The following is a 14,699-nucleotide window of genomic DNA, read 5'->3' as shown; positions in this document are numbered from 1 at the left end:
CGCGACTTTCACTTCGCCTCTTCGTAGTAAACGCTCGGAAAAGAGGATATATATGAATACGGAGATTACAGTAAATCAGTTAGAAAAAAGAGAGGGAAACATCCGTGCATTTGCATCGGTGGTGTTTGATGAAAGCTTTAAGGTTAGCAATATCGCAGTGATCGAGAACAAGAATGGTCAGTCCTTTGTATCCATGCCGAGGTATGCGAGCAGCAAAGATGACAGCGGATATAAGGATATCTGCCATCCGATCACAAAGGAATTTCGGAAACAGCTCTATGACGGGATCTTAAAGGCTTATGAACAGGTACAGCAGGAGGGAGAGAACCGCCTGCAGCTTAAGATATATGAGGCAGATAAGGATAAGAAACCGGAATTAAAGTTTCAGGTGAAAGCGGTACCGTTTGAACGGGACGGAAGCAATCTCAAGGGACTTGCCAGGATCTATCTGGAGGAATGTTTCGTGATCAACAATGTATCGCTTTTACAGGGGAAGAATGGACTCTTTGTAGCGATGCCGTCCTATAAGACGAAACAGACCGATGAACAGGGGAAGAGTATCTATCAGGATATCTGCTTTCCGGTGACAAAGGAATTTCGGGAACAGCTCTACGGTGCAGTAAGAAAGTCCTTTGAGGAAAGTAAGGAAAAGCAGAAAAGCGGTGAGGGAAAGGAACAGACAAAACCAAGTGCCGGGCATGACGGCTGGCAGGAGGCAAGGGATACACCGTTTCGATAAGGTATAGAAAACGATATTATTTTAGTAGGTTATAAATTGAAATGGCAGGAAATGTAATCGAATTGCAGATCCTGCCAATTAGTCTTGGAGGTACAATGTTATGAAGAAGATTATCACAGAAAAAATGTTGGAAGATTATAAAACAAGCAGTATCAATTCATTTTTTGGTTGTATCTAATCGTTTTTTGAGTTTTTTTGTTGGTATGAACTTAGGCTTAAAACATTTAAATTGCAAAAAGAAGTGTTTTTGCCGGAAAATAAGGAGTTGTCAAAGTCGGAATATATGAAATTAGTGAAAACAGCGATGAATAATGGAAAAGTCCGACTTGGAATGATTATACAAACAATATGTGCAACTGGGATTCGCGTGAGTGAGTTGTCATCAATCACGATTGCATCCGAAAAAAGGTGTGATATCGGTATTTCAAACATCGAAAACAACTGAAGAACTTGCTTGTAGGTTGTAGTTTTTTGAAACCACAGTTGGAAATTGGCATGTCGAGAAAAAGCAGGCATTCCGCCTGTCTTAATCTACAGGAGTCTTTTGGGTTTACTTGGTATCATGCAATAAAATAATCAGTTATCTCCAGGCGATATTCTTTTGAGGACGAGGATGGTATGGAAGGTATAATTTTCCTCGTCAAAATAGAAACGGTAATCCCCCTCGTATTTGTCAACGACACGCTGGATGCTTTTCATACCATATCCATGTCTTAGCTTATTCTTTTTTGTCGTGGTTAACCATTTGCTGTTTTTTGAAAATGGATTCTTCCTGCAGGAGTTAACCATTGTAATAATGATTTTTTTATCGCTATGAGGTGTGACGTTTAATTCAATATAGGAATCCGGAATGTTTTTTGTAGCATCTATCGCATTATCCAGAAGATTGCTAAACAAGGACGTCAAGTCATATTCAGAAAGGAAATCTGTGCAACCGCTTCGAATATCTGTCAGGAAGGAGGTGCCGGATGCTTTGCATTGCTGTTTGCTGCGGAAAAGAATCGTATTTAGCAGATTATTATCACAAATTCGTACAGAGTACTGTAAATCCGAGGACTGTATTATTTGATAAATATAAGCAGCAATTTTCTCAGTATCCCCCTTTTCATTTAAGTCTGCAATTGACAGAAGATGCTTCCGGATGTCATGGATCAGTATTTTTTGCTTTTCATCCTGTTGATAGAGTGCATCAAAATATAATGCGGTATCATATTCTTTTTGCAGGAGCAGCTGCATTTCCAGAAATTGCTGGTTTTTTTCTTGTGTGGAGGTATGAAACCATGCCAGAAAGATGTTAATAGCAAGGAGTAAGATTGCACTGATACTTATTAAAATATCCAGAATAAGAGGAAGGGTAACTTTCGTGCAGACCGCGATAAGCACTAATGAAATAAAAGCAGACAGCAGGGGAATGATGTTTAAAAATAGAGTGCTTTTGCTGAAAAAAAGTTCTCTTGTAATCCTCTGTTTGATATATATGGATGTGCATTGGAGAATCAGGAAATATAGCAGTTTGCTAATTACGGAAAAGATTACAAGGTTTCTAAAATAAGCCTCTTTCCCATAAAAACCAGATCCAAAATAAAAAAATACACCAGAAATGCATAGTTCGCTCAATAACATGGATATTGTGATAAACAGATCATGGAACAGAGCGGTAAGCAGTTTGGGCTGGTACATGATAAAAATACAGGCAAGATTTACAAGGAAGAACAGAGCAAGATTTAGCCAATAATTATCAAAGAAAGAGCCGGCAAACAAGATAGAATAGCCTATGAACAAGAAAACAGCTTCACCCTGTCTTGGGTATTTGGAGGGAAAAAGGTTTCTGCAGTATTGCCAGAGGATACATGCCTCCAGAATATAAACAGCCGCATAACACATCATAATCCACATTTCTTTACCTCGTACTTTCTAAATATAAAAAATAAGTATTCTTAAACTCTGAGTATTTTCGTTTTGTCAGATAGGCTGTGTATTGGTCATCGTAGAGATGAATTAGGGAATGGTCAAAATCTGTCACATACTTCATGTTGATAATAAAACTTCGGTGTGTCTGAAAAAAACAGGGTATATTTAGCGTCCTGTTCCAATGTTCCATGTTCTGTTTGGCAATAAGATCTCTGCTTAAGGTATGGACGGTAATAGTGCGGCTCATTGCTTCTATCAATATGATTTCTGAAGCCGTATAAGTATATATACCCTCTTTGGTTTCAATCGGTATTTTGACATTGGTTGAATTATATAACTGGATAGCATCCTTCATATTTTGAAATAGCCGCTGCTTATCCAGGGGTTTTGATAAATAGCGGAATACATGGAAACGCATGGCATCATCCAAATATTCTACATAGGATGTGATAATAAAAATAATGGTATTTTTGTTCTTTTCCTTTAATTCCTTTCCTACATATATGCCATTTAAACCGGGCATTTCTATATCCAGAAAAACAATATCTTTAGAGCCGGCATCAGAAAGTAAGGCTTCACCACTGTGATAGCAGCATATTTTAGGAGATTTCAGTTTCCTGCTTTTGAAAAATTCCATGATATATTTTTGTAGTTGATCCAGGATATTTTTATTATCATCGCAAATCAATATGCGCAAAAAATCACATCCTCTCCAATTTCATAGTTACTTGTTATTATACAATGAATTAGTAAAATGGCAAGTGGGAATTGTAAAAGATGTGAATGATGTGCTGTATCAATCGGAGAAATCAGTATCTCTGTTCCAGAAATTCTGGTTACGTGCAACCAGAATTTCAACAATTTGTGCGACCAGATTAATGTCGTCTGCATTACACAGGCGGAGATTATCTGCTATGTTTTGAGTAACATTGCATGAATGCAGGTTTCCTAGAAGAAGAAAATCAGGAGTTGTTTTTAGCCGCTCGCATAATATGACAAATTTTTCTAAACTGGGTTTTTCTCTTCCATTTTCAATGGCAGACAAGTGGTTATTTGATACCTCTAATAATTCGGCTAACTTGTTTTGGGTAAGACCGAGTTCCTTGCGCCGTAATCGGATGCGTCTCCCCATAGTAATAAATTGTTCTTCCTGCAAAGTAAAGCCCTCCCTTCGGAATTCATCTTAACAAGGATTATTTGCTAAAAGAAGAATCTGATACAGAATAGTTCTGTGTTACATTGAGTTTTGTTCTGTTATTGCTACTTTGTTCTGAAATACATATAGAAAAAATGCAAAATAGAATGAACATGACCAAAAAGCATCAAAAATAACCCATTCATGTTTTCTCTGTCGATTTTTTTCAAAAAATAGGTTATTATGCGGTTGGTAACTATAATATCATTACACCTTATTGAAGGGAGGAGCATTTATGAACATAAAAAAGAACATCGCCAGCAAATCTGCGGCAATGGCTGCCAAGGTACTCACAAATGTACTGAAGGCAGATGCAAACTCAACGGCATGCTGTTTGGTATATCAGCCAAAAGCACCAAAGGAACTGTCACGTTTCAGGAGACAGAAATAATGGAGTATATTTCAAGGGTGCTAAGTGGATGGCTGGCTCAGCAGAATGCCATCGAACCCGACGACAGGGGATTGTATGAGTATGCAATGTATAGTTTCCTGGTTTCTGTTATGCCGTTAGTAATCTTTCTGATTGCTAGCGGTATAGTAGGAATGTTGCCAGAGGGGGTGTTGATTATCATTCCCTTTATGGTTATCAGGAAGTTCAGTGGTGGTTATCATGCCAAGCATGCTTACATATGTATGACGATATCCTTGGGATTGCTGGTAAGTAGTTTTTATGTAGTAATTCATTCAGAGTGTAGCTGGCTTTTTCATATGCTGGTGGTAATCAGTGGAGTAAGCGTTATAATCAACAGCCCCATTGATTCGGAAAATAAAGAATTGGAAGAAGATGAAATTAATCAATACAGACGTACAACATGTATGCTGGTAATCATGACGATAGTATTGTATTCTGTTTTGATTCTTTTAAATCAGCGCCATTATGCAGTATGTCTAGCGGTTAGTCTGGTATTGACAGCAATTTTGCAACTGCCATGTATTGTTATAAAGAGAAAATCCTGAAATGAAAAGACTATTTTTGCCCAAAATTGACAGAAAAATGTCGTTTCATACAGAAAGTATTGAGTTTTTCAATGATTGAGCTTAATCTATGGAAAAATATTGATATATGGAAGGAGACGTCTTTATAATATGAAAAAAAATATTTTGTTAAATATTTATCAAGCACTTCGTCAGATTTATGAGGCCGACTCTCAAATTGTGTGGTTTACTTTCTTTAAAAATATATTTGAGGCTGTGTTCGAAGCTGTATATGGTATTTATCTAATTAAATTCATTTATGAGTGCATCGAAAACAGAGTGGATTTCCGAAAATTATTTATTATGGTGAGTGCGTTTTGCGTTTTTTATATCGTTGTCCATCTGATATCGGCAATCCATAGTTTTTGTGAAAAAATATCAGAATTGAGAATTTATAGGCATATTTTTCAGAAGATAATACAAAAGGCAAAGAAAATAAAAATAAGTCAATATGAAAATCCTACGTTTTACGATGAATTTTCCCGAGCCTTAGATGAGGCATTGGAACAGGGGTTTGGAGGACTGTTCCTCACCGCATGGGGAGTAGGGTGTCTCAGCGGAGGTATTGTCGCACTGGTTATGTTGGCTTCCGTCGATATCTTTTTAATTGTATTTGCTGTACCTTCGGTAATTGGAAGCCTATATTTTGGCATAAAAGAAAGTGGGGAGGAATTTGCCGCAAGACAGGACGAGACCGTAGGAAAACGGAAAATGGAATATGCCAAGAGGGTGTTTTATGAAAAAAAATATGCGGCGGAACTCCGATTGTATCCCTCTATGGCAAGAGTGTTATTCGTGCTACATAAAGACGGATACACGGAAAGATGTAAAAAAAACATCGTTCACCAGCGTAGGATTGGTGGATACCGGATTGTCGAAACGCTTTTATTTTCGGGTATCGTTACGCTGGGTTCTTATCTGTATATAACATGGCGTTTAAAACTTGGCGGAAGTAATGCGGTGGCAGCATATGTGGCAATGATTACGGCTGTGGGGTATGTTGTAAATTCTGTGAATCAGGCATTGGGACTTTTTTCCCAGGCAGGAAAGCTTTGCATGTATATGAAAAGTATCCGTGACTTTTTGGAGTGCGAAGTGGAAGAGAGAACAGAAGAGGCAGTGCCGCCGAATTCGCATATGGGGGAAATTAAATTTGAACATGTCTCGTATTGTTATCCGGGCAGCAGCCGGATGATTATCAAGGATTTAAATATGGAAGTCCGGCAGGGAGAACATATTGCAGTGGTAGGGGAAAACGGGGCCGGCAAAACAACACTGATGAAACTACTTATGGGACTGTATCCGGTTTCGGAGGGAAATATTTTTGTTGGCGGAAACGATGTGCGTAAGTATGAACCGGTGGCGTTTCGAGATTGTTTTGGAACGGTTTTTCAGGATTTTCAGATTTTTTCCCTTTCTTTAAAGGAGAACGTACTGATGAAAGTACCGGAAACGCCGGAGGAATGCCAGTTAGTGATAGATTCCTTGGAAAAGGCCCAGTTTGGTGATGTGCTGGAGAAGATGCCCCTTGGTATTGATACATGTCTGACAAAAGAATTTGACGAAGATGGGTTTGTCTGTTCTGGCGGGCAGGCGCAAAAAATTGCCATTGCACGTGTGTTTGCAAAAAATCCACAGATAGTCATATTAGATGAACCTTCCAGCGCGCTGGATCCCATAGCAGAATATAACATGAATTGCAATATGATGGAGGCGTCGAAAGGAAAGACGGTGTTCTTTATCTCCCATAGAATTTCTTCTGCCCGGATGGCAGATCGGATTCTCTTTCTGGAACAGGGAAAAATTGTTGAAGAAGGCTCTCACCAGGAACTCATGGAGAAAAATGGACGATATGCCGAAATGTTTCGTCTGCAGGCAAAGAATTATCAGGAGGAAATGGGAGGAGCTCTTTATGCATAATGACAAAGATGAAAAATTATCGATAAGAAGGATTCTCAGCAATTACGCATATCTGCTAAAATACTCGTTTCGTATAGACGCTGTTTTGATAATTCAGATTTTTACCGTGCTGGTTGCCAGTGGAGTTGGCCACGCTTTTATGGATACCATTTTTATCCGCGCGTTTATCAATTATTTGTCGGATTCAAATGTATCATTTCAACAGACAGCTGTTTTGGTGGTGGTATCCACGCTGGGAATAGCAGTGCTGATGTCTCTGGAACGGTGTACGGAGAGTTTAGCAAGGTCGAGGATTATCCGTATGACAGGCAGGATGCAGGAGGAAATGATTCAAAAGGTGTCGGAGATGGATTTAATCTGTTATGACAGCGACACGTATTATGATAATTTTGTTATTGCTGCTTCCCAGTTGGAGGAAATTGCCGTAATGGTCATTATGGATTTGGCGCGGATGGGAAGTAATGTGGCGGCGGTACTTGTTTTGTCGGGATTGATAACTTTTATCAATCCGGTAATAGCGATTTTTCCCACGCTGGGATTTATCATAAATGTCTACACAAAATTTCGGATTATGAAACTGGAATATGATTGTGATGTGGAAAAAAAGAGAATAATGCGCCGGGCGAACTATAGCAAACGTGTGTTTTATCAGCCGGAATATGCAAAGGAGATAAAACTCTCCCATATTGAAGTGCCCTTAGAGAGACAGTTTCATCAATCATTGGATGAGACGGTTTCCGTTGTAAAAAAATATGGCATGCAAATATCATTATGGTCTTTTATAAACTATATTAGCGTGTATACATTATTGTCGGCATATTGCGTTCCGTTATATCTGGGTTATATGGCGCTGGTAGTTTGCCGCATCGGTTTGGGGGATGTGGCGGCCCTTAACAATGCACAAAGCAGTGTGCGAAATCAGTTGGATTCCCTGAATTACTGTGTAGAACGTGTTCAGAAAGCGGGAATGTTTTGCGAGCGTTTTCGACGTTTTATGGATTATGAGGGAAAGATTGAAAATGCTGCTGGTATTACCCAAGTACCGTGGGAGCACACCGTATTAGAAATTAAGGATGTGTCCTATCGTTATGCCGGCTCGCAAAGGGATACGCTCCGGCATATCAATATGAAGATTAAAAGTGGCGAAAAGGTTGCCCTCGTTGGGGAAAATGGAGCGGGGAAATCAACCTTTGTCAAACTCTTGATGCGTTTGTATGACGTGACAGAGGGAAGTATCTGCTATGGCGGACATGACATACGGGAATTTACGACAAAAGAATATCGAAAAATTTTTGGCTCGGTATTTCAGGACTATCAGTTGTATGCGACCACCGTAAAAGAAAATGTCATAATGGGCGAGGGAAAGGGGGATGTTCCGGAGGAAAAAAAACGGGTGGAAGAGGCTTTGCGGCAGTCCGGTTTTTGGGAGCGTCTGGAAAGCCTTCCGGAAGGGATGGATACTCCGTTGACAAGAGAATTTGCAGAAAACGGGGTAAGTTTATCCGGTGGAGAGGCGCAAAAGGTGGCTATCGGCAGGTTGTTTGCAAAGAAAGATGAAATGCATATTGCAATATTAGATGAACCATCCAGCGCGCTGGACCCAAGGGCAGAGTACGAATTAAATCAAAATATGCTCCATAAGGCGGGAGAAGCGACGGTAATATTTATTTCGCATCGTTTATCTACTACAAAGGATGCGGATTGTATCTATATGTTTGAAAACGGAGAGATTATTGAACAGGGAAGCCACAGGGAGCTGATGGAACAGAATGGTCAATATGCGGAGATGTTCCGTTGTCAGGCAAAGTATTATCAACAGAATCAGGAGATTACTGTATGATTCTTTAATACATGGAAGAAAGAGGAGGATATTTTATGAGGAACCGGATTAATATTTGCGTATTTGATGATTTCTTCGCGGATTGTATGACAAACGCTATCATATCGATGACGCTTTTTTACGACGAAAGCTATCGGTTAGCTGCCTATATGAATGGGTATGAACCACATTTTGGACCATATCCTGACCAATATTTTCCGTATATAGGGTATTCGGAGGGGTATAAACATATTTTTGAACGGTGTTTTGAATATCAGGGTCTTTTATATGAGGACGATGATTATTTAAAATTGGTAAAAAAGTCTATCAATGAGGGAAAATACTTGCAGTTGGGAGTTGATTTGTTTTATTGGCATGATACGGGGGCAGCATATCAAAAGGAGCATTTGGCACATCCCAGTTTAATTGTGGGATATGATGATGCTCTGTCTACACTTTATGTATTGGAAGATGCATTGGGGAGCAGCGTGACATACGGAATCTGTGAAATTCCGTATGAACGGTTAAAGCAGGCAATCGACTCCAAGGAAAACAATTTCAGGGAGTTGACGGGGGAGGATTACCGCCTGCGTAGGCGAAAGATGGAGGTGCCCTCTTTCTCACTAGATTTTGAGGAGGTAAAGCAGAACGCCCGAAGTATTTTACAGAATTTATCGGACGATAGATTTACAAACTTTTCCATGCACGGTGATGAATACGCAGACCGATTGGTTCCGACGGAATACATAAAGGTACATACCAGATACGAGAACCGTTGTATTGCCAATAAACTGCTGTGTAAGGAGTTGCTGCAGAGAGGCTTTATTTCTCAGGCACAATGTGATGCCATGACGGAGTGCAGCCAGAATATGATGGAGGATATTGGACAGGTAAAATATATTCTGATGCGGCAGCAAAAGACAGGACGTCCATTGAAACTGGAATTCATTGAAAAGTTGTGGAGTAATGTGATTCAGACAGAGAAAGAAATGTGGAAGTCTATTGTTTAACGGTGTATCTGTACGGGGAGAGAATAAATGAAAATTTTGTTTATTGTGATTTTAGGGGGAGATTTAGTTCGTAGCACGGAACATTTAGGGGTGGCGTATATCAGTGCGTATTTGAAGCAGAAGGGCTATAGCTGCAAGATTATAGAAGTCTATGGTATGAATGATACGCAGCATATTGATGAGGTATTATCAGAAAAGTACGATATAGTAGGATTTACGACGACCTGTGTCAATATGAAACCGATACTGGATATGGCAAAAATTGTAAAAGATGCATATGAAGACAGCCATATTACGTTGGGCGGGCATATGGCCACATTCTGGGATAAGGCAATACTGGAAAGATATCCGCAAGTGGACAGTATTGTGCGCGGAGAAGGGGAGATTACGACCTACGAATTAGTGGAAGCCATAGAAGAGCACAAATCTTTTGGAGAGATTGATGGACTGAGTTACCGGGATAGCGTACAGATTTGCCAAAATCCTGACCGGGCGTTGATTGAGAATTTAGACGATTTACCGTTTCCTGTGCGGGACCAGTTTGCGTTACATGATAACAGGGCACAGTATCTGCGGATTTGTTCCAGCCGAGGATGCCTAGGAAAATGTGGATTTTGCAGTTCCTTTGTGGGAAGGGAACAAAAGGATTTCCGATGGCGGGGCAGGAGCCCGAAAAATGTTGTAGATGAAATCGAACAGTTAGTGAAAAAATATGATTTCCATACCTTTGATTTTATTGACTCCACATTCGAAGACCCAGGCCAGGAAGGAAAAGAGAGGATTGGGCAAATTGCACAGGAATTAATAGACCGGAAACTCAATATTTTTTATAATTGCTGTTTTCGTGCCGAAAACTGGCGGGATGAAGACCGGGAACTGTTACAGCTTTTAGTAGATTCCGGGCTGGAAAAGGTAAATATTGGGTTTGAGGCTGGAAATGACAGAGGGCTTCGTCTGCTCTGCAAGAGGGCAAGAAGTAAGGATAACGACCGTGTAATACGAATACTTGCCGATTTCCCGGATATATATATTACATTTGGGTTTATTATGTTTCACCCAGATTCCATTTATGAGGATTTGAAAGATAATGCGGACTTTTTATATAATACCGGAATTGGCCAGGTGATTCGTCATTATTTCTGGAAACTGGAGGTATACCCTTCAACCATTATTGAGAAGCGGTTGATTGCATCAAAACGGATAACGGCGGATTATGATATTTGTGACGGAATGTATGAATATGAGTTCCTGGATGAGCGTGTCAGAAAGATTTCGGATATCTGCCAGGAGTTACTTAAGGTACAGGAAGTCTGGGATTTTGAGATATTTGATATTCTGGTGCATACGTTTATCTCCAGAATGAAGAAAAAATATAAAGATAGTGAGGTGTTGGGAGAAATTGAGGAATTTGCCGGATTTGTAAAGGAAGAAAGGAAAAAGATGGCAAAATTCAACCATGATTTCTTTATGGACATTTATGAAAATTATGAAACCATAGATGTTTTTGCAAAACAGAAACTGCTTCGGGATTTCATAAAGGGAAAAATGGATGAGATAGGTAACAAAGAATATCGTCTGGGAAGAGACTTTATAAGAAGAGGATACGAACTTGTGAAAAGCTCATAGGAGACGGATTGGTCAGAAAGCAAAATAGCAAGGAGGAGATGTATGGATTCTTTAAGCAAGCTTGAAAATGAAAGCATTTATCTGATTCGGGAAGCATACAGCCAATTTAAAGATATCGGAATGCTGTGGTCCATAGGAAAAGATTCCACGACACTTTTATGGTTAATCCGAAAAGCGTTTTATGGCAAAATCCCGTTTCCGGTTATTCACCTTGATACAGGATATAAATTTAAGGAAATATATGAGTTTCGTGATTACTATGCGAGAAAATGGGATTTGGATTTACTGGTTTACCGCAATGAGGAGGCGCTTCAAAACGGGATGGGTCCCGGAAAGGGAAAACTTGAGTGTTGTACCCAGTTAAAGACACAGGCGTTAAAACAGGTAGTGGCTAAAAATCACATCAAGGCATTATACCTTGGCATTCGCCGGGATGAGCACGGTGTTCGGGCAAAAGAACGGTTTTTCTCTATCCGTGACCAGGATTTTGAATGGAACTACAAGGAACAGTCGTTGGAAATGTGGGACCAACACCGGACGGAGACCAGGGAGGAAGAGCACTTTCGGATTCATCCTATTTTGAGCTGGACGGAGAAGGACATTTGGAACTATATCGAGAGGGAGAAGATTCCAATGGTGAAGTTATATTTTTCGGATGGCGAAAAACGGTATCGAAGTATTGGATGTGAAACCTGCTGCAATCCTATTCTGTCAACGGCGGGTTCTGTACCTGAGATTATCCGTGAATTAGAAAAGACAAATATATCAGAGAGAAGCGGGCGGGCGCAGGATAAAGAGTCCGATTATATGATGCAGAAGTTAAGGTCACTGGGATATATGTAACGATGGGGGAGCTGTATGGAAAATAATAAACTATCTATTGTAATGGTTGGGCACGTTGACCATGGAAAATCAACACTTATTGGCAGATTATTGTATGATACCGGTTCTGTTTCGGAAGATAAGATAGAAGAATTAAGAAAGGCATCCTTATCAACGGACAATAAGTTGGAGTTTGCTTTTTTGCTGGATCATTTAAGGGAAGAAAGAGAAAATGGTATTACCATTGAAATGACACAGACTTTTTTCCGGACAGAAAAAAGACAATATCAGATTATTGATGCCCCAGGACATGTGGAGTTCGTGCAAAATATGGTGACAGGAGCCGCACAGGCCGACGCCGCGGTTCTGATTGTTGATGCTTCGGAAGGAGTCATGCCACAGACTAGACGCCATGTGTTTATCCTGTCGCTGTTAGGCATTCGCCAGTTAATTGTTGTTGTAAATAAAATGGACCAGGTGGAGTATTCCCAGAAAAGATTTGATGAAATTATTGACGGGATAAAAGAAATTTTTAAAAAGTTAAACATGCGGGGGTCTCATTTCGTACCTGTTTCGGCGCTGGAGGGAGACAACGTTTGTTTACAATCTAAGAATATGGATTGGTATACGGGAGATTCCCTGCTGGAATTTATGGAAAGCATAGAAATAGGAAAAAATCAGGAGGATTTACCATATCTGTTTCTGGTACAGGATGTCTATAAGTATGCGAAAAAAAGAATTGCAGTGGGCAGACTGGAAAAGGGTATTCTGCGTCCGAATGACGTCGTGCAGGTGGTCCAGACCGGACAGAGCACACAGGTTGCATCCATCGAAAAATTTATGGAAAATCCAGAACGTGCAGAGGCGGGTGAATGTATCGGAATCACCATAAAGGATGCATTGTTTCTCGAAAGGGGAAATGTACTTTGCCACAAAGATGCAAAGATAGAAATGAAAGAGGAGTTTGAGGCGGGTATGTTGTGGATGAGCCGTCAGCCAGTTTCCGTTGGAGAAAAATTAAAGATTCGGTGCGGCGCCCAGGAGACAAGCTGCATTATCAAGGAAATCAAACAAAAACTAAATACGGGAGAGCTTACAAGACAACAGGAAAATATAGAGCAGCTTGAAAATCTGGATGCCGGAAGAATTGTAATTCGGACGAAAAAGCCCTTGGCTGTGACTACGTTTTCTCACTATGAATGTATTGGCAGATTTGTGATTTTAAGAGAAGAGATAATCTGTGCAGGAGGTATTGTTTTATAGCCATGAATCGAAAAAAAGAAAGAATGTTTGTATTGGGAATTGATGGTGTTCCGTTTTCTTTGCTGAAAAGCTTATGTGAACAGGGAGTTTGCGAAAATCTGTCTGCGCTTATTTCTGACAATGGGATGAAGCCAATGAATTCTGTATATCCGGTTATATCTTCTGTGGCCTGGACAGGATTTGCGACAGGTGTAAATCCAGCGCAGCATGGTATTTTTGGTTTTGCAGACAGGGTTGCATCGCCGTTTCAAATCACGATTCCTACATCAAGGCACCGAAAGGCGGAATCCATATGGACAACGCTTTCAAGAAGAGGGAAAAAAGTGGTGGTAATGAATGTACCAGTTACATATCCGGTAGAAGTTGTCAACGGAAAGATGGTGTCCTGTTTCCTGTGCCCGGATATTGAAAAGGGGACATATCCGCCAGAACTGGCTTTGTTTCTTAAGGAACATGATTATATTATAGACGTTGATGCCTGGCTTGCCAGAACGGACCGGAGTGCGCTGATGGACCAGATTTTCCGGGCGCTGGATGCACGTTTTCAGGCAGCTTTTGATTTAGAGGACGACTGGAATTATTTTCATCTTCACATCATGGAAACAGACCGGTTAATGCATTTTTTCTGGTATGACATAGAGGACAGGGAGAAAGCCTTTCATATGGAGACGCAGCGGTTTTTCCAACGCCTCGACTGGTGGATTGGCAAATTGGTAGAACGGTTGCAAGATAGCGATTCGCTGCTGATTCTTTCAGACCATGGATTTTGTGGGATTCGCCATGAGGTGCAGATGAATACCTGGCTGAGGGAAAAAGGATATTTGATTTTGGAAGAAGACTCCTGTCAGCTTGATGATTATCAGAAAGAAACCATTTGTTATTCTGTTCTGCCGGGACGTTTTTATATAAATCTTGCGGGCAGGGAGGAGCGGGGAAGCGTCTCTCCGACAGAATATGACAGTGTCAGAAATAAGATTAAGCAGGAATTGCTGGATTTTAGAGATCCTGTAAATAATCAGCCTGTCATACGCAATGTATTTTTCCGAGAGGAGATATATAGCGGGAGCTATCTGGAGGATGCGGCAGATATTATTGCCCATCCAAATGATGGTTATGACTTGAAGGGCATGCTTCCCGGTGAAGAGATTTTTACAAATTCTGCACTGGTGGGAATGCATACGTATGAAAATGCTTTGATTATTGGGAAGAATTTCCCGATTGATAATATTGTTACCATTGAAGATGTCCATCAGGAGATGATGCATTTTTTTGATAAACCGTAGGAATAGACAGGGGGATAAGGTTGAAAGAAATTCGTCTTCCAACCGCCAAGTCCCGGTTGCGAGCATCGCAAACATTGGTACATTGAGCAGCAAACAATCCGTAAAATCATCGGATTGTACGAAAGGAGGATTGCAG

At 40.4% G+C, this 14,699-nt stretch carries 13 protein-coding genes; 10 read left to right on the top strand and 3 right to left on the bottom strand.

Going from position 1 to position 14,699, the window contains the following annotated elements:
• The first annotated feature begins 52 nt into the window (after nt 1-52).
• A complete protein-coding gene (locus tag ACSAJE_RS05140) occupies nt 53-739 on the top strand; it encodes a SpoVG family protein (RefSeq protein WP_458009871.1) in 687 nt (228 codons plus the stop codon).
• 576 nt (nt 740-1,315) lie between these two features.
• On the opposite strand, the gene ACSAJE_RS05135 is transcribed toward ACSAJE_RS05140, so the two are convergent.
• From ACSAJE_RS05135 to ACSAJE_RS05125, 3 genes are all read right to left on the bottom strand, one after another.
• Entirely contained in the window at nt 1,316-2,635 is a 1,320-nt protein-coding gene (locus tag ACSAJE_RS05135) for a sensor histidine kinase (RefSeq protein WP_458009870.1), read from the bottom strand.
• 4 nt (nt 2,636-2,639) lie between these two features.
• On the bottom strand, nt 2,640-3,347 hold the full coding sequence (locus ACSAJE_RS05130; RefSeq protein WP_458009869.1) for a LytR/AlgR family response regulator transcription factor: 708 nt from the start codon (nt 3,345-3,347) through the stop codon (nt 2,640-2,642).
• Between the two features lie 99 nt (nt 3,348-3,446).
• Complete coding sequence (locus tag ACSAJE_RS05125) at nt 3,447-3,806, bottom strand: helix-turn-helix domain-containing protein (protein ID WP_458009868.1); 360 nt, start codon at nt 3,804-3,806, stop codon at nt 3,447-3,449.
• Nucleotides 3,807-4,080: 274 nt separating this feature from the next.
• On the opposite strand from ACSAJE_RS05125, the gene ACSAJE_RS05120 reads away from it, so the two are divergent.
• The 9 genes from ACSAJE_RS05120 (at nt 4,081) to ACSAJE_RS05080 (ending at nt 14,563) form a co-directional block, all read left to right on the top strand.
• Nucleotides 4,081-4,236 carry a cyclic lactone autoinducer peptide gene (locus ACSAJE_RS05120; protein WP_458009867.1) on the top strand — a complete coding sequence of 52 codons (156 nt, stop codon included), beginning with the start codon at nt 4,081-4,083 and terminating at the stop codon, nt 4,234-4,236.
• Nucleotides 4,236-4,802, top strand: coding sequence for an accessory gene regulator ArgB-like protein (locus tag ACSAJE_RS05115; protein WP_458009866.1), 567 nt, complete (start codon nt 4,236-4,238; stop codon nt 4,800-4,802). The genes ACSAJE_RS05120 and ACSAJE_RS05115 overlap by 1 nt, the downstream gene beginning before the upstream one ends.
• A gap of 129 nt (nt 4,803-4,931) precedes the next feature.
• The gene (locus tag ACSAJE_RS05110) at nt 4,932-6,740 is read left to right on the top strand and encodes an ABC transporter ATP-binding protein (protein ID WP_458009865.1); all 1,809 of its coding nucleotides are present in this window, start codon (nt 4,932-4,934) and stop codon (nt 6,738-6,740) included.
• Nucleotides 6,733-8,580, top strand: a complete 1,848-nt coding sequence (locus ACSAJE_RS05105) for an ABC transporter ATP-binding protein (protein ID WP_458009864.1) — start codon at nt 6,733-6,735, stop codon at nt 8,578-8,580. Before ACSAJE_RS05110 ends, ACSAJE_RS05105 begins: the two co-directional genes overlap by 8 nt.
• Before the next feature lie 35 nt (nt 8,581-8,615).
• Nucleotides 8,616-9,569: a hypothetical protein gene (locus tag ACSAJE_RS05100; RefSeq protein WP_458009863.1), complete on the top strand. Its 954-nt coding sequence runs from the start codon at nt 8,616-8,618 to the stop codon at nt 9,567-9,569.
• A gap of 27 nt (nt 9,570-9,596) precedes the next feature.
• Nucleotides 9,597-11,195: a B12-binding domain-containing radical SAM protein gene (locus ACSAJE_RS05095; protein WP_458009862.1), complete on the top strand. Its 1,599-nt coding sequence runs from the start codon at nt 9,597-9,599 to the stop codon at nt 11,193-11,195.
• A gap of 42 nt (nt 11,196-11,237) precedes the next feature.
• Nucleotides 11,238-12,038: a sulfate adenylyltransferase subunit CysD gene (cysD, locus tag ACSAJE_RS05090; RefSeq protein ID WP_458009861.1), complete on the top strand. Its 801-nt coding sequence runs from the start codon at nt 11,238-11,240 to the stop codon at nt 12,036-12,038.
• A gap of 15 nt (nt 12,039-12,053) precedes the next feature.
• Nucleotides 12,054-13,280, top strand: a complete 1,227-nt coding sequence (locus ACSAJE_RS05085) for a sulfate adenylyltransferase subunit 1 (RefSeq protein ID WP_458009860.1) — start codon at nt 12,054-12,056, stop codon at nt 13,278-13,280.
• A gap of 2 nt (nt 13,281-13,282) precedes the next feature.
• Complete coding sequence (locus tag ACSAJE_RS05080) at nt 13,283-14,563, top strand: alkaline phosphatase family protein (RefSeq protein WP_458009859.1); 1,281 nt, start codon at nt 13,283-13,285, stop codon at nt 14,561-14,563.
• Nucleotides 14,564-14,699 lie beyond the last annotated feature (136 nt).

The organism is Jutongia sp. SJQ-6, assembly GCF_054161275.1.
The sequence above is the reverse complement of the archived record's forward strand: the minus strand, read 5'-3'. Positions and strand labels throughout refer to the sequence as shown.